The organism is Rouxiella sp. T17, assembly GCF_036663475.1.
Taxonomy (GTDB): domain Bacteria; phylum Pseudomonadota; class Gammaproteobacteria; order Enterobacterales; family Enterobacteriaceae; genus Rouxiella.
The window spans coordinates 1-15507 of record NZ_JAWUEA010000036.1 but is presented as its reverse complement, the minus strand read 5'-3'; the positions used below and the strand labels follow the sequence as shown (position 1 = coordinate 15507).

Sequence of the window (15507 nt, the reverse complement as noted above, 5' to 3'; positions counted from 1 at the left end):
TGCGTCTTCCTAACCTAATCTCCGCCATTAAAGACGGGAGAAATCATTGAAAAGTGCAAGCCCCATCAACAACACCAGCAAAATAGAGCCAATGCGGTAACTGAAGTCCTGAACTCGCTCGGAAACTGGCCCACCCTTGAGCTTTTCTATTGCCAGAAACAGCAGGTGGCCACCATCTAACACCGGTAATGGGAACAGATTGATAATACCGAGATTGACACTTATCAATGCCAAAAACATCAGGTAGTACACAAATCCGTATTCAGCTGACAATCCTGCACCCTGTGCAATGGAAATAGGACCACTCAGATTGTTCAGCTTCACATCGCCGGTTATTAATTTGCCCAGCATATTGACCGTTAATTTCATCAGTTGCCAGGTTTTATCCCCGGCTTCATAAAACGCGACGAACGGCCCATATTGGCGAATCGTTTTGTACTCGTCAGGCAGCGGGATAATTTTGGGCACCACGCCGGCAAAACCCTGCGCCTGTCCTTTTCCCACTGATTTAGTGTCCGGTATTAGCGTTAAGTTCACCGGCTGACCGTTGCGTTCAACTTCAAGCGCCATCGGTTTGCCCGGATTATCGCGTACCTGAATGGCAAATGCTCGCCAACTTACCAAAACCTGACCATCAACTTTAACTATCCTGTCACCCGCTTGCAAACCCGCCTTCTGCGCGGCGGAGTCGGCCTGAATCTGCGCCATGACAGGCTCTATCTGCGGCCCGCGCGGGATAATCCCGAGGGCAACAACCGGATCCTGCTTCTCTGGATTAAACTTCCATTCAGCAAGATCGACTTGCTTTTCAACTACCTGAGTCGAACCAAACGGCGCGATACCAATAGTCGTTTTTGCATCGCCGATTTCGCCAAGCAGGGCCATGCGAACGGCATCCCAATCAGGCGTTTCGATACCGGCAACGGACTTAAGTTCCATACCGGCCGAAATATTGGACTGCGCGGCGACGGAATGTGGCGTGATTTCACCGATAACCGGACGCACGCTCGGCACGCCGATAATGAACACCAGCCAGTAGGCAAAAACGGCAAAGATGAAGTTGGCGATAGGTCCCGCGCTGATAATCGCGGCGCGCTGCCAGACGGTTTTATTATTGAAGGACTGATTGCGGAGTTCAGGGGCGACGGCCTCGACGCGCTCATCGAGCATCTTGACGTAGCCGCCCAGCGGGATCAGAGCCAGTACGAATTCGGTTCCGTGCTTGTCGGTACGGCGATATAGCGCCTTACCGAAACCGACAGAGAAACGTTCAACGTACACACCACAACGACGAGCGACCCAGAAATGGCCAAATTCGTGCACGGTGATAAGCACCCCCAATGCAACAATAAAGGCGGCCAGGCTCCAGAGTACGTTCATCATAATCCCAACTATTCCTTAAAGACTGCCGCTGGCAGAGAGGTTAATACACTAACAGCATCAAGCAGGCAAAAACCGGCACCGCAGCAGTGAGGCTATCGATGCGATCCATGATCCCACCGTGGCCAGGTATGAGATTACCACTGTCTTTTATTCCGGCTTCGCGTTTGAACATGCTTTCGGTCAAGTCACCGAGTACCGAAGCCAGCGCCGCGACAATCGAGCAAATCAGCAGCGTTGCAGGCACCACGTTCAATGGCGCGTAACGGCCAAACAGCCAGGAGATCAGGGCCGACGTCAGCAGGCCGCCAATCAGGCCTTCCCAGGTTTTACCCGGTGAGACTTTCGGCGCGAGCTTGTGTTTGCCGAACAGCTTGCCGAACAGGTAAGCGCCTGAATCTGCGCCCCATACCAGCAGCATGACATACAACAGCCACCAGGCACCGTTGTAGTGGTTTTCGGCATAGCCATAAAGACGCAGCGCCAGCATGCCCCAAAAGAACGGCACGATGGTCAACAACCCAAAGAGCAGTTTGAGCGTGCGCGAACTGCGCCACAGCGCGGCAGAACCGGGATAGGCAATAACCAGCAGGAACGCGACTATCCACCAGGCCAGCGATGCCCAGAGCGAGCCGCTAATCTGCACCAGATGCACCGACTGCTGATACGCGGGCAGGCTTAACATCATGGCGGTTAATATAAATCCGCAGATAATCGCCAGCCATACACGCTGGGTACGCGCTTTAAATCCGGCAAACTGCCCCCATTCCCACGCGGCCAGCATGCAAACCACAATAGTAACGACGGCAAAACCGACCGGCGGCAGTAAAAAAAGTGCAGCAATAACAATAGGAATCAAAATTAAAGCTGTAATGATGCGATACTTCAGCAAAAGTTCTCCCTAGGACGCATTGGCGCCGATAGGTGTCGTTCCGCCGAAGCGTCGCTCGCGTTGTGCAAAAGCATTCAGCGCACCTTCAAAGACATTTTCATCAAAATCAGGCCAGAGGACGTCAGTAAAATAGAGCTCTGCGTAGGCAATCTGCCACAGCAGGAAGTTACTGATACGATGTTCTCCACCGGTTCTGATCACCAGGTCAACAGGCGCCAGCTCACTCATACAGACTGAAGCACCTAAAGCCTCTTCCGTGATTTGGTCCGCTCGCAGTGTACCAGCTTCGATCTGGCCTGCCAGCTTCTTTACGCCCTGAATAATATCCCAACGACCACCATAATTGGCAGCAATGTTTAGCGTCAGCCCATCGTTATGCTGAGTTAACGTCTCGGAACGGCGGATCATGTCCTGCAAACGCGGACTGAAACGGCTGAGATCGCCGATAATCCGCAGGCGGACGTTATGCTTATGCAGGCTTTTTACTTCGCTATCCAGCGCGCGAACGAACAGCTGCATCAGCGCTGAGACTTCCTGAATCGGTCGATTCCAGTTCTCACTGCTGAAGGCATAAAGCGTGAGCGCATCTAGTTGATGGCTTGCAGCAAAGCTTACGGCTTTGCGTACGGATTTGACTCCCGCTTTATGACCGAAGACACGCATTTTTCCCTGACGTTTCGCCCAGCGGCCGTTTCCATCCATGATAATGGCGACATGGCGCGGTAGCAGACAAGTTGTATCAGTCATTTGTTGATTCTCGAGCGACATAACTCGTACTCTTTTCCTTCAGCTTGAATTAACGACGTCATTGGGTAACTTGTTTTCGCGTGCATGATGAAACCCCTGCTCATTGAAATCCGTAAACCTTTCGGGCACGGCTTCACCTGACTTTCAACCTACCAAATAATGAGAAGTACTGCCATTAAACACATTAATGCGTCGTCAGGAGGCGCAGACTATATCATTTCAACGTTGCTCGAACAAACGACCTCAAACAATGACGCATAATATTACAGAGTAAATGTCTGTAATAACAACAAAGCGCGTTCTCTTGCCGCGCGGTCTATCTCTAATACTTCATCGACGCAGGTCGGCTCGTCAGGCAGTGATTTTTCCAGCACCTGCTGATTGATTCGGGCGATGTCGCCGAAGCGAATCTGCCCGTCGAGGAACGCCGCCACCGACACTTCATTGGCCGCGTTGAGCGCCGTGGTTGCCGCCTGTCCTGTCCGACTCGCCTCGATGGCCAGCTTCAGGCACGGGTAGCGCTCGTAATCGGGCTCGTTAAAGGTCAGCGCGCCCATCTTGCAGAAATCGAGAGCCTCGACGCCCGCCGCCACTCTTTTTGGATACGCCATGGCGTGGGCGATAGGCGTGCGCATGTCTGGCGAACCCAGCTGGGCCAGCACGCTACCATCGACATAACGCACCATGGAGTGAATCATCGATTGCGGATGGATAATCACTTCCATCTGTTCGGCGGAAGCGTTAAACAGCCAGCGCGCCTCGATATATTCCAGCCCCTTGTTCATCATGGTCGCCGAATCTACGGAGATCTTGCGGCCCATCGACCAGTTTGGATGCGCACAGGCACGCTCCGGCGTGACGGCGTCGAACTCGTTCAGCGGCAATTCGCGGAAAGGTCCGCCCGAGCCGGTCAAAATAATGCGCGACACGCCGTTATCGGCCAGCGAAGCGTAGCCCAGCTGTTGCTGAACGGTTTCTGGCAGACTCTGGAAGATCGCGTTGTGCTCGCTATCGATAGGCAAAAGCTGACTTTTGTTTTCGCGCACGGCATCCATAAAGATGCGTCCGCAGGTGACCAGCGACTCTTTATTCGCCAGCAACACGCGCTTCCCGGCCTTGACCGCCGCCAGCGTAGGCAACAGCCCTGCTGCGCCGACAATGGCCGACATTACCTGATCCACTTCATCCAGCGCCGACAGCTCGCAGGCCGCGTGCATGCCCGACATTACCTCGGTTTTACAACCCTGCGCCTGCAAAATCTGCCTCAGCTCGCTTGCAGAAGCCTCGCTGGACATTGAGGCGAACTTTGGAGAAAACTCGAGGCACTGCTCGGCCATAATTTTGACATTATTACCGGCGACCAGCGCACGAATGGCAAAGGCTTCAGGATTGGAACGCACCACGGAAAGCGTACTGGTGCCAACGGAGCCCGTGGAGCCAAGGATAGTCAGTTGCTTCATGAAGTTACTCAATAGCGAAAGTCATTATCGGAGGTGACACAGTCTGTTACTCATTGCGCCGCTTGTCTATCAGAATCAGCCGCACATTACTGTCATTCACATCAACGGAAGGAGAACGAGTTTACGGATAAATACTTAACTTACATTGAAGTATAAGCGATTTAGAGGGGATAATTTCAAAAAAATAAAGCGCCGCAATTGCGACGCTTTCAGACTTTAGCGAGTGACGATTAGAAATCCATCAACTCGGCTTCTTTCTCGCTCAACGCGACATCCACTTTCTTGATGAAGATGTCGGTCATTTTCTGGATTTCATCCTGAGAACGACGATCTTCGTCTTCACTGATCTCTTTATCTTTCAGCAACGCTTTCAGTTTATCGTTGGCATCGCGACGCACGTTACGCACGGAAACACGGCCCTGCTCTGCTTCGCCACGTACGATCTTGATCAGATCTTTACGACGCTCTTCAGTCAGCGGAGGCAGTGGCACGCGAATAGTGGCGCCGGCAGACATCGGGTTCAGGCCCAGGTCTGACGTCATGATAGCTTTCTCGACCGCAGCGCTGATTGAACGGTCAAACACGGTAACGGCCAGCATGCGCGCATCTTCTGCAACGACGTTTGCCAGCTGACGCAGTGGCGTTTTAGCCCCGTAATATTCAACCATAATGTTGTCGAGCAGGCTTGGCGATGCACGGCCGGTACGGATTTTACCGATGTGGCTTTCGAATGCTTCTACGCATTTACCCATACGGATTTCAGCGTCTTTTCTAATATCATTTATCACGTTGCGAACCTTTAGAAACGGGTTACTTGGCAGACCATAACAAGATTATAGTCCGTGAAGAGTCAAAATGGTCGTTTTCGGAACAACAGGTTATTCGCTTTTGGAAATCAGCGTACCTTCGTTCTCGCCCATGACCACGCGGCGCAGTGCACCAGGCTTGTTCATGTTGAAAACGCGAATCGGCAGATTGTGGTCACGAGCCAGCGTAAAGGCGGCAAGGTCCATGACTTTCAATTCTTTCTCAAGAACGTCCTGATAAGTCAGGTGATCGAACATCGTGGCATCGGGGTGTTTGACCGGATCCGCCGAGAAGACGCCGTCAACTTTAGTGGCTTTCAGCACCACATCGGCTTCGATCTCGATTCCGCGCAGACAGGCCGCAGAATCGGTAGTAAAGAAGGGGTTGCCCGTACCGGCGGCAAAAATCACGACGCGGTTGTTACGCAGCAGGCTGATAGCTTCGGCCCAGCTGTAGTTGTCGCAAACGCCGTTAAGCGGGATTGCCGACATCAGGCGCGCGTTCACATAGGCACGGTGCAGTGCATCACGCATTGCCAGGCCGTTCATCACGGTAGCCAGCATTCCCATGTGGTCGCCCACGACGCGGTTCATTCCTGCCTGAGCAAGACCGGCACCGCGGAACAGGTTCCCGCCGCCAATCACTACACCCACCTGGATGCCCAGCTCTACCAGCTCTTTTACTTCCTGTGCCATGCGATCCAGAACGCTCGCATCGATACCAAAACCTTCACTGCCCTGCAGGGCTTCGCCACTGAGTTTTAGCAGGATACGCTGATAAACGGGTTTCGCATTGGTCGCCATGGTGTCTGTCCTAAGAAGCAATGTGTCGTGTTGGGATGGTCGTTTTTTTTGCATCACAAATCCTGTGATGTCATCAGACATCAGTGATATGCCTGATTCAACTGCCTGAAATTTACCTCCAAATTATACCTTGAAGGCAGAATTTGCAGGTAATTTAAGATTCGATAAAACGGAACCGCCAGTTTCAGCGGTTCCGTTTTTATATCAATCCAGTATTAAGACTGTTTGCTCATTGCAGCAACTTCTGCAGCAAAGTCAGTCTCTACTTTCTCGATGCCTTCGCCCACTTCGAAGCGGATGAAGTTAGTCACGTCAGCGTTTTGCTCTTTCAGAACCTGAGCAACAGACTTGCTTGGATCCATAACGAAAGGCTGGCCAGTCAGAGAAACTTCGCCGGTGAATTTCTTCATGCGGCCTTCAACCATTTTCTCTGCGATTTCTTTCGGCTTGCCTGACTGCATCGCGATGTCCAGCTGAACCTGGTACTCTTTTTCTACCACTTCAGCAGACACGTCTTCTGGCTTGACGAATTCTGGCTTGCTTGCAGCAACGTGCATAGCGAGTTGCTTAACCAGCTCTTCGTTAGCGCCAGTAGCAGCAACCAGAACACCGATGCGAGCACCGTGCAGGTAGCTACCCAGCACATCGCCTTCAAGAGCAGCGATGCGACGAATGTTGATGTTCTCACCGATTTTGGCAACCAGTGCGATACGCTCTTCTTCGAACTGTGCTTTCAGCACTTCGATGTCAGTGATTTTGCCAGCAAATGCAGCATCCAGCACTTTATCGGCGAACGCCTGGAAACCACCGTCTTTAGCAACGAAGTCAGTCTGGCAGTTAACTTCCAGGATCAGACCGTAGGTGCCTTCAACTTTGGTTTTGATCACGCCGTCAGCAGCTACGTTGCCTGCTTTCTTAGCGGCTTTGATCGCGCCAGATTTACGCATGTTTTCAATTGCCAGCTCGATGTCGCCGTTAGCTTCAACCAGAGCTTTCTTACAATCCATCATGCCAGCGCTTGTACGTTCGCGCAGTTCTTTTACCAGGGCAGCGGTAATATCAGCCATTGTATTTTCCTCGATTATCCCAGTGCAAAAAGGCTTTTTGCAGTGAAATATTTCTCGCATTTAAGATAAGCAAAGGGGGCCAATCAAGGCCCCCTAACCAACATATTCAATACCTGGTTAATAAGGGCTAATTACCCGTTGTCTTTCAATCTGCCCGTGCGTTGCCGCCTTGCTGCACATTGAAATCTATCGGGTAATTGAACAAACCTTATTATTCAGCTTCTACGAAGCTTTCTTCTGCCTGAACAGCCAGATCTTGAGAACGGCCTTCACGGACAGTGGCAGCAACGGCGCTCAGGTACAGATTTACTGCACGGATTGCGTCATCGTTACCAGGGATAACGAAGTCAACGCCATCTGGATCAGAGTTGGTATCAACAATAGCGAATACCGGGATACCCAGGTTGTTAGCTTCTTTGATTGCAATGTGTTCGTGGTCGGCATCGACAACAAACAGTGCATCAGGAAGACCACCCATATCCTTGATACCGCCCAGGCTATTTTCCAGCTTCGCAAGCTCGCGAGTACGCATCAGAGCTTCTTTTTTGGTCAGCTTTTCGAAAGTGCCGTCTTGTGATTGGATTTCCAGATCTTTCAGACGTTTGATGGACTGACGAACGGTTTTCCAGTTAGTCAGCATGCCGCCCAACCAGCGATGGTTCACGAAGAACTGGTCGCAGTTGTGTGCAGCGTCTTTTACCGCTTCGCTTGCTGCGCGCTTGGTACCAACGAACAGGATCTTACCTTTACGGGAAGAGATCTTGGTCAACTCAGCCAGAGCTTCGTTGAACATTGGTACGGTCTTCTCAAGGTTGATGATGTGAACCTTGTTACGAGCGCCGAAGATGAATGGCTTCATTTTCGGGTTCCAGTAACGGGTCTGGTGACCGAAGTGTACACCGGCCTTGAGCATGTCGCGCATGGAAACAGTTGCCATGATAAAACCTCTATAGTAAATGTTTGGGGTTATGCCTCCACGTATCCCATGCAACCGACCCCGTAAAAAGCTGTCCGAAGACGGCGATTCCAGAGCACCCCGGCGCAGGTGTCGATACGTGTGTGTTATTACTTATTGAATCAATAAGTACACAAAAGAGTGAGTATTCGGCTCAGTCACTTCTTATCCGTTGCAAAAAGACTGGAGCCTTTCTACAGAGACAATACAGTGATTGCCGGCGCGCTTTATACCATAATTCGCGGCGCAAGACCAACAAAACTTGAACAAAGGCGCGGCGGGAGAATGATAATTTGGCAGGTCAGAACGAGGCTGATACCATAAAGCCAAAGTTAATTATTGACGACCCGCAGGCATAAATAAAGGCTGTAGAAATATTGGTCGTCAAAAACACGACATCAGCAGGATTCTTTCATGGCAATCTCAATCAAAACACCTCAAGACATCGAAAAAATGCGCGTCGCGGGCCGTCTGGCCGCCGAAGTGCTGGAAATTATCGCGCCCTTCGTTAAGCCAGGCGTGAGTACCGGCGAACTCGACCGTATTTGTCACGACCACATCACCAACAAGCAGCACGCGGTTTCAGCCTGTCTCGGCTACCACGGTTTCCCGAAATCCGTCTGTATCTCTATTAATGAAGTGGTGTGCCACGGTATTCCGAGCGACGACCGCCTGCTGAAAGATGGCGACATTGTGAACATCGACGTGACGGTTATCAAAGACGGCTTCCACGGCGACACTTCCACCATGTTTATCGTGGGCAAACCGACCATTCTCGGCGAGCGCCTGTGCCGTGTCACCCAAGAGAGCCTCTACCTGGCGCTGAAAATGATCAAGCCGGGCATTCGCCTGCGCTCGCTCGGCAAGGCGATTCAGAAATATGTCGAAGCCGAGAAATTCTCCGTGGTGCGTGAATATTGCGGACACGGCATCGGCGAAGGTTTCCACGAAGAGCCACAGGTTTTGCATTACGATGCCGATGATGGCGGCGTTGTGCTGCAAGCGGGCATGGCGTTTACCGTCGAGCCGATGGTCAACGCGGGCGATTACCGCATTCGCAGCATGAAAGATGGCTGGACGGTGAAAACCAAAGACCGCAGCCTGTCTGCCCAATATGAACACACGATTATTGTCACCGAAAACGGCTGCGAAATCATGACGCTGCGCAAGGATGAGACGTTACCAAACATCCTGACTCACGACACCGTCGCGGCAAATTAAGTGACGTTCTGATTGACTCAAGCCGGCGAAACGTCGGCTTTTTTTCGCAGTGTCTTGTCGTTTTGTTTCCACAGCTCAATAGGCCGCGCACTTATGTCTGATTCGTTTTTATCGAGAAACCTGATTCATCTGGCGTTGCCGCTGCCGGTCGAAATTACCCGTGCCTTTCCCGACAGACCGCCCTCCCCTTCGCTTTATCCCGACGACGAGCTGAACCGCCAGTCGCTCAAGCAGCACATGGACGAATTCCAGCTGTGGCTGGCCGAGGCGTTTAACTGCGGGCAACGGGTTGAAGAGCTGGTCGCCGCGCGCTCCCTTTATATCGATCAGATGCTGCAACGGCTGTGGATTTTTTACGGTTTCGATCAAATCCCCGAAACGGCGATGGTCGCGGTGGGCGGTTACGGGCGCGGCGAGCTGCATCCGCTGTCGGATATCGACGTGCTGGTGCTCAGCCAAAAACGGCTTAACGACGAACAGGCGCAGCGCATTGGCGAGCTGATCACGCTGCTGTGGGATCTCAAACTTGAGGTCGGACACAGCGTGCGCACGCTTGAAGAGTGCCTGCTCGAAGGGCTGGCCGATCTCACCGTCGCGACCAATTTAATTGAATCGCGGCTGATTTGCGGCGACGTTGCGCTGTTCCTGAATATGCAAAAGCATATTTTCAGCGACGGTTTCTGGCCATCGCCGAGCTTTTTCCGCGCCAAAATCGACGAGCAAAACGAGCGTCACCAGCGTTATCACGGCACCAGCTACAATCTTGAGCCAGATATAAAAAGCAGCCCCGGCGGCCTGCGCGACATCCACACGCTGCTGTGGGTTGCCCGCCGTCATTTTGGCGCCACGTCGCTCGACGAAATGGTCAGTTTTGGTTTCCTCACCAAAGCCGAGCGCAACGAAATTAACGAATGTCAGAGCTTCCTGTGGCGGATTCGTTTTGCCCTGCACCTGATTTTGAACCGTTACGACAATCGCCTGCTGTTCGACCGTCAGCTTAACGTCGCCCAGCTGTTGCAGTATCAGGGCGAAGGCAACGAGCCGGTCGAGCGGATGATGAAAGATTTTTATCGCATGACCCGCCGCGTGGGCGAGCTGAATCAGATGCTGTTGCAACTGTTTGACGAGGCGATTCTGGCGATCGGCCCGAATGAAAAGCCGCGCCCGCTGGATGACAACTTCCAGCTGCGTGGCGACCTGATTGACGTGCGCGACGAAACGCTGTTCGACCGCCAGCCACAGGCGATTATCAGCATGTTTTATCTGATGGTGCGCCACCGCGAAATCAAAGGGATTTATTCGACTACTGTGCGCCTGCTGCGCCGCACCCGTCGGCATATGCAAACGCCGCTGTGCATGATCCCCGAGGCGCGCGAGATTTTCATGTCGATTTTGCGTCATCCGGGCGCGGTGAGTCGCGCGCTGGTGCCGATGCACCGTCACAGCGTGCTGTGGGCTTATATGCCGCAGTGGGGGCTGATTGTCGGGCAGATGCAGTTCGACCTGTTCCACGCCTACACGGTTGATGAGCACACGGTTCGCGTGCTGCAAAAACTCGAGAGTTTCGCCGACGAAAATACCCGCCCGCGCCATCCGCTGTGCGTTGACCTGTTCCCGCGCCTGCCTCAGCCCGAGCTGCTGCTGATGGCGGCGCTGTTCCATGACATCGCCAAAGGGCGCAACGGCGATCACTCGATTCTTGGCGCGCGCGACGCGCAGGAGTTTGCCGAGCTGCACGGCCTGACCTCAAACGAGAGCCAGCTGGTCTCGTGGCTTGTGCGTTGTCACCTGCTGATGTCTGTCACCGCGCAGCGCCGCGATATTCAGGATCCCACTGAAATTCAGCAGTTTGCCGCCGAGATGCAGACTGAAAATCGCCTGCGCTATTTAGTCTGCCTGACCGTCGCCGACATTTGCGCCACCAATGAAACGCTGTGGAACAGCTGGAAGCAGAGCCTGATACGCGAGCTCTATTTCGCCACTGAAAAACAGCTGCGTCGCGGCGCTCAGCACGCACCGGACCTGCGTGAACGCGTGCGTCATCATCGATTGCAGGCCCTCGCGCTGTTACGAATGGACAATATCGACGAAGAGGCGCTGCACCGAATCTGGAGCCGCTGCCGCTCCGACTATTTCCTGCGCCACACGCCGAATCAGCTGGCGTGGCACGCTCGTCATTTGCTGGATCACGACTCGACCAAGCCATTAGTGCTGGTCAGCCGTCAGGCCACGCGCGGCGGCACTGAGATTTTCGTCTGGAGCCCCGACAAGCCTTACCTGTTCGCGGCCGTTGCCGGTGAGCTTGACCGCCGCAACCTGAGCATCCACGACGCACAAATCTTTACCAATCGCGACGGCATGGCGATGGACACCTTTATCGTGCTCGAGCCCGACGGCAACCCGCTCGCGCCCGATCGCCACGAAGCGATCCGTTTTGCGCTCGAACAGGCAATGTTGCAGGCGTATCAGCCGCCGCGCGCGCGTCGTCCGTCGTCAAAACTGCGTAATTTCAGCGTGCCGACGGAAGTCAGCTTCCTGCCAACGCACACCGATCGCCGGACTTACATGGAGCTGGTCGCGCTGGATCAACCCGGCCTGCTGGCGCGCGTCGGGGAAGTCTTCTCAGATTTGGGGCTGTCGCTGCACGGCGCGAGAATTTCGACCATCGGCGAGCGCGTCGAGGATTTATTTATCCTTGCCAACAGCGAACGTCGTGCATTAGATAAGCAAACACGTCGTGAAATTGAGCACAGATTGACAGAGGTGCTCAACCCGTTCGACAAAATATGATACAAGTACTGCTTGGGACTTTTTTTCAACATCACCAAAATTTCTAAAAGAGAGCTATATGCAGCATTTACAGAACATTATTGAACAGGCCTTCGAACGCCGCGCAGACATCACGCCAACCAACGTTGACAGCGAAACTCGCGATGCAATCAATCAGGTCATCAACAAAATCGACGGCGGCGAACTGCGCGTTGCAGAGAAAATCGACGGCGAGTGGGTGACGCATCAGTGGCTGAAAAAGGCCGTCCTGCTCTCTTTCAGAATCAATGACAACGAAGTCATGGACGGCGCAGAAAACCGTTTCTACGACAAAGTTCCAATGAAATTCGCCGAGTATGACGAAGCGCGCTTCAAGCGTGAAGGTTTCCGCGTCGTGCCGCCAGCTGCCGTGCGTAAAGGCTCTTTCATCGGCCGCAACGTGGTGCTGATGCCTTCTTACGTTAACATCGGCGCTTACGTTGATGAAGGCACCATGGTTGATACCTGGGCCACCGTCGGTTCTTGCGCGCAGATCGGCAAAAACGTTCACCTGTCCGGCGGCGTCGGTATCGGCGGCGTGCTTGAGCCACTGCAGGCCAACCCAACCATCATCGGCGACAACTGCTTCATCGGCGCGCGTTCCGAGATCGTTGAAGGCGTGATCGTTGAAGACGGCTGCGTGATTTCAATGGGCGTTTACATCGGCCAGAGCACCAAAATCTTCGACCGCGAAACCGGCGAAATCCATTACGGTCGCGTACCGGCGGGTTCTGTGGTTGTTTCCGGCAACCTGCCTTCCAAAGATGGCACCTACAGCCTGTACTGCGCAGTCATCGTGAAGAAGGTTGATGCCAAAACTCTGGGCAAAACCGGTCTGAATGAGTTATTACGCTCCATCGACTAAACTGAGAAAGCGGGTTAAATAACCCGCTTTTTTTTATGGCGTTTTCGGCGTTTCGCGTCGTTGTGACGGATTGAGATCTCCCACCGTTTTACTCGGTAAAAAACAGGAAGGTATTGCCATGTATGACAATCTTAAAGGTTTAGGGGTCAATAACCCTGATGACGTCGATCGTTACAGCCTGCGCCAAGAGGCGAACAACGACATACTGAAAATCTATTTCCGTAAAGACAAGGGCGAGTTCTTTGCCAAAAGCGTGAAGTTCAAGTATCCGCGTCAGCGCAAAACTATCGCCGCCGACAATGCCGGTCAGGGTTATAAAGAGATCAACGAAATCAGCCCGAATCTGCGTTATGTCATCGACGAGCTTGACCAGATTTGCCAGCGCGAACAGGTTGAAGTCGATCTTAAACGCAAAATTCTTGATGACCTGCGTCATCTCGAGTCCGTTGTTGCCAACAAAATTACCGAGATTGAGTCCGATCTGGAAAAACTGACCAGCGGACGCTAAGTCGCGTGATCGTGTTTAATGCTCTGTTGCGAATAGAAAAAAGGTCAGGCATTTATCATGCGCTGACCTTTTTTTCGTTAACTACTGTTTGGTTCCAAATAGGGTTTGGCTATAAGCCAGCAACAACCTAAGACGGATTAATCTGCGCTGCCCATTTTTCAACGAAAGGCAGGGCAACAATTTCCGGTTCCGGATGCTCGATAGCATCAATCTCCAGCATATCGCCCATTCGATTGGCGCCCTGCTCCTGCAACAAATCGTCCATCTTGTGGCCGCCGCCGCAGAAGAAATCATAGCTGCTGTCACCGAGGGCAATAATGCCGTAGCGCAACTCAGGCTGATAACCGACTTTATCGCGAATATCGTTATATAGAGGCGCAATGCTGTCAGGCAAATCGCCCTGTCTGGTCGTCGAGGTAATCACCAGCACAAAATGATGGCGATAATACTGCCAGGCTTCGAGCGTGCCCTCTTCGAACACTTTAACCTCGTGACCTTTTTTCTTGAGCAGCGTCTCCGCCTCTTCCGCTACCAGCAAAGCGTTTCCATACACGGTGCCTACGAAAATACCAATCTCAGCCATGCCGCCAACTCCCTTAGGTTATTCCAAAATTGTTAACTATCCTGACTCGACTCTACCGGAAACTCAACCCTTTCAAGTTCGCTCACGCAGCCCAGCCACTCAAAACGCCTGATCAGCTGCTGCCAGCGATTGTCCCAGGGTGCGGTGATGGAGAGCGGCTCGCCGGTTACCGGATGATTCAGCCGCAGATGGCTGGCGTGTAACATCAATCCCGGACAGTCAAAATGCTGCGCCATGCCGCGATTCTGTTTGAGATCGCCGTGCGCCGTATCGCCAATAATTGGATGACGCAGATGCGTCATGTGGCGACGCAGCTGGTGTTTGCGACCCGTTTCGGGCGTCAGCTCGACCAAACTGTAGCGCGCCGAATCATAACGGCCAATCGCTACCGGCATTTCACGCTGCGCCAGCACGCGATAATGACTGACGGCAGGCTGCGCGGCTTTCTCGCCTTGCGAAAACTTGTCGGCAATCTTGTCCTGTTCTTCGGTCAGCGCGTAATCGACCGTGCCATCTTCTGGCACAAATCCGCGCACCACAGCGTGATAAATCTTAGTCATTTCATGCTGTTCGAACTGCTGCGACAGCATTCGCGCCACGTCGCTCGAGAGCGCCAGCAGCAGCACGCCGGACGTCGGTTTATCGAGACGATGGACCGTAAACACGTGCTGACCAATCTGGTCACGCAGCGTTTGCATCACAAAAACGGTTTCATGCCTGTCTAACCAACTGCGATGGACCAGCATTCCCGCGGGCTTGTTCACCGCAATCAGATGCTCATCCTGATACAAAATTTCCAGCATGTCAGTCTTCTATGTTAAGCAAATCATCAAGGTGTTGCAGCGCGTTGTGCAGGCGATCCTGACCCGGCAGCGCGACTTCAAAATATGGAGTGATGGCAAAACGCGTCGGGAGATTCGCTTCGGCGGCCAGCAGCGCATACATGCGCGGGATGAGCACCCACTGCAACCACTGCTCGGCGGACATGGTATCGACGGCAAACGGCTCTTTGCTCTCAAAGGCTGCCGGCTCGGGCGGCATCGCCTGCCATAAGGACAGCTCGTGCATAACCTTTTCAATATCCTGCAATATTTCGCGGACCTGATTTTCTGTACTCATCAATCACTCTCTGCATTGAACGCGTGCGGGTTGCGGTCGCGCGCTAAAAAGGGGCAAAGCATAGCACTGAAGCGGCAGTGCCCCAAGTTTCGGCTGTCGCCCTTATCATTTAACTATTAGTTTTTCATACAGGTAAAGCAAGATTTTGAGTTGTTCTTCAACTTTAATCTTTAAATTCAAATTTAAATTCAAATTCAAATTCAAATTTAACTTCAAAAGCATGCGCTTCGCTTACTGCGCGGCGGCGCAGACCGCCTCAAGGATGTTCCTAAGCGAACACCCTTGAGAATCC

At 52.9% G+C, this 15507-nt stretch carries 15 protein-coding genes; 4 read left to right on the top strand and 11 right to left on the bottom strand.

What is annotated here, in order from left to right:
* Window positions 1-27: 27 nt before the first annotated feature.
* From rseP to rpsB, 8 genes are all read right to left on the bottom strand, one after another.
* Window positions 28-1383: a sigma E protease regulator RseP gene (gene rseP / locus SC206_RS15180; protein ID WP_332738304.1), complete on the bottom strand. Its 1356-nt coding sequence runs from the start codon at window positions 1381-1383 to the stop codon at window positions 28-30.
* A gap of 40 nt (window positions 1384-1423) precedes the next feature.
* The gene (gene cdsA, locus SC206_RS15175; protein ID WP_332738302.1) at window positions 1424-2272 is read right to left on the bottom strand and encodes a phosphatidate cytidylyltransferase; all 849 of its coding nucleotides are present in this window, start codon (window positions 2270-2272) and stop codon (window positions 1424-1426) included.
* Window positions 2273-2281: 9 nt separating this feature from the next.
* On the bottom strand, window positions 2282-3040 hold the full coding sequence (gene ispU, locus SC206_RS15170) for a (2E,6E)-farnesyl-diphosphate-specific ditrans,polycis-undecaprenyl-diphosphate synthase (RefSeq protein ID WP_332738300.1): 759 nt from the start codon (window positions 3038-3040) through the stop codon (window positions 2282-2284).
* 242 nt (window positions 3041-3282) lie between these two features.
* Window positions 3283-4479, bottom strand: a complete 1197-nt coding sequence (gene ispC / locus SC206_RS15165; RefSeq protein WP_332738298.1) for a 1-deoxy-D-xylulose-5-phosphate reductoisomerase — start codon at window positions 4477-4479, stop codon at window positions 3283-3285.
* 230 nt (window positions 4480-4709) lie between these two features.
* Window positions 4710-5267 carry a ribosome recycling factor gene (gene frr, locus SC206_RS15160; RefSeq protein WP_332738296.1) on the bottom strand — a complete coding sequence of 186 codons (558 nt, stop codon included), beginning with the start codon at window positions 5265-5267 and terminating at the stop codon, window positions 4710-4712.
* 90 nt (window positions 5268-5357) lie between these two features.
* A complete protein-coding gene (gene pyrH / locus SC206_RS15155; RefSeq protein WP_045049458.1) occupies window positions 5358-6089 on the bottom strand; it encodes a UMP kinase in 732 nt (243 codons plus the stop codon).
* A gap of 215 nt (window positions 6090-6304) precedes the next feature.
* On the bottom strand, window positions 6305-7156 hold the full coding sequence (gene tsf / locus SC206_RS15150; RefSeq protein WP_332738293.1) for a translation elongation factor Ts: 852 nt from the start codon (window positions 7154-7156) through the stop codon (window positions 6305-6307).
* Window positions 7157-7367: 211 nt separating this feature from the next.
* Window positions 7368-8093, bottom strand: a complete 726-nt coding sequence (gene rpsB, locus SC206_RS15145) for a 30S ribosomal protein S2 (RefSeq protein WP_009638348.1) — start codon at window positions 8091-8093, stop codon at window positions 7368-7370.
* A 432-nt stretch (window positions 8094-8525) separates the two neighbouring features.
* Here rpsB and map point away from each other — a divergent pair, with 432 nt between their 5' ends.
* The 4 genes from map (at window position 8526) to SC206_RS15125 (ending at window position 13513) form a co-directional block, all read left to right on the top strand.
* The gene (map, locus tag SC206_RS15140; RefSeq protein WP_332738287.1) at window positions 8526-9332 is read left to right on the top strand and encodes a type I methionyl aminopeptidase; all 807 of its coding nucleotides are present in this window, start codon (window positions 8526-8528) and stop codon (window positions 9330-9332) included.
* Window positions 9333-9425: 93 nt separating this feature from the next.
* Window positions 9426-12122 carry a bifunctional uridylyltransferase/uridylyl-removing protein GlnD gene (gene glnD, locus SC206_RS15135; protein WP_332738285.1) on the top strand — a complete coding sequence of 899 codons (2697 nt, stop codon included), beginning with the start codon at window positions 9426-9428 and terminating at the stop codon, window positions 12120-12122.
* A gap of 58 nt (window positions 12123-12180) precedes the next feature.
* A complete protein-coding gene (gene dapD, locus SC206_RS15130; RefSeq protein WP_332738283.1) occupies window positions 12181-13005 on the top strand; it encodes a 2,3,4,5-tetrahydropyridine-2,6-dicarboxylate N-succinyltransferase in 825 nt (274 codons plus the stop codon).
* A gap of 118 nt (window positions 13006-13123) precedes the next feature.
* Window positions 13124-13513, top strand: coding sequence for a DUF3461 family protein (locus tag SC206_RS15125; protein ID WP_045049463.1), 390 nt, complete (start codon window positions 13124-13126; stop codon window positions 13511-13513).
* A gap of 127 nt (window positions 13514-13640) precedes the next feature.
* On the opposite strand, the gene SC206_RS15120 is transcribed toward SC206_RS15125, so the two are convergent.
* The 3 genes from SC206_RS15120 to SC206_RS15110 are packed head-to-tail and all read right to left on the bottom strand — an operon-like array spanning window position 13641 to window position 15215.
* On the bottom strand, window positions 13641-14096 hold the full coding sequence (locus tag SC206_RS15120; RefSeq protein ID WP_332738280.1) for a flavodoxin: 456 nt from the start codon (window positions 14094-14096) through the stop codon (window positions 13641-13643).
* Between the two features lie 32 nt (window positions 14097-14128).
* Window positions 14129-14899 carry a tRNA pseudouridine(65) synthase TruC gene (gene truC / locus SC206_RS15115; RefSeq protein ID WP_332738278.1) on the bottom strand — a complete coding sequence of 257 codons (771 nt, stop codon included), beginning with the start codon at window positions 14897-14899 and terminating at the stop codon, window positions 14129-14131.
* 1 nt (window position 14900) lies between these two features.
* A complete protein-coding gene (locus SC206_RS15110; protein WP_332738276.1) occupies window positions 14901-15215 on the bottom strand; it encodes a YqcC family protein in 315 nt (104 codons plus the stop codon).
* Window positions 15216-15507: the final 292 nt, after the last annotated feature.

Excerpts from the sequence above, each read along its gene's own strand:
- map (WP_332738287.1), top strand. The coding sequence starts at position 8,526 with ATGGCAATCTCAATCAAAACACCTCAAGACATCGAAAAAATGCGCGTC.
- pyrH (WP_045049458.1), bottom strand. The coding sequence starts at position 6,089 with ATGGCGACCAATGCGAAACCCGTTTATCAGCGTATCCTGCTAAAACTC.
- SC206_RS15110 (WP_332738276.1), bottom strand. The coding sequence starts at position 15,215 with ATGAGTACAGAAAATCAGGTCCGCGAAATATTGCAGGATATTGAAAAG.
- rseP (WP_332738304.1), bottom strand. The coding sequence starts at position 1,383 with ATGATGAACGTACTCTGGAGCCTGGCCGCCTTTATTGTTGCATTGGGG.
- truC (WP_332738278.1), bottom strand. The coding sequence starts at position 14,899 with ATGCTGGAAATTTTGTATCAGGATGAGCATCTGATTGCGGTGAACAAG.
- SC206_RS15125 (WP_045049463.1), top strand. The coding sequence starts at position 13,124 with ATGTATGACAATCTTAAAGGTTTAGGGGTCAATAACCCTGATGACGTC.
- rpsB (WP_009638348.1), bottom strand. The coding sequence starts at position 8,093 with ATGGCAACTGTTTCCATGCGCGACATGCTCAAGGCCGGTGTACACTTC.
- ispC (WP_332738298.1), bottom strand. The coding sequence starts at position 4,479 with ATGAAGCAACTGACTATCCTTGGCTCCACGGGCTCCGTTGGCACCAGT.
- tsf (WP_332738293.1), bottom strand. The coding sequence starts at position 7,156 with ATGGCTGATATTACCGCTGCCCTGGTAAAAGAACTGCGCGAACGTACA.
- ispU (WP_332738300.1), bottom strand. The coding sequence starts at position 3,040 with ATGTCGCTCGAGAATCAACAAATGACTGATACAACTTGTCTGCTACCG.
- glnD (WP_332738285.1), top strand. The coding sequence starts at position 9,426 with ATGTCTGATTCGTTTTTATCGAGAAACCTGATTCATCTGGCGTTGCCG.
- SC206_RS15120 (WP_332738280.1), bottom strand. The coding sequence starts at position 14,096 with ATGGCTGAGATTGGTATTTTCGTAGGCACCGTGTATGGAAACGCTTTG.
- dapD (WP_332738283.1), top strand. The coding sequence starts at position 12,181 with ATGCAGCATTTACAGAACATTATTGAACAGGCCTTCGAACGCCGCGCA.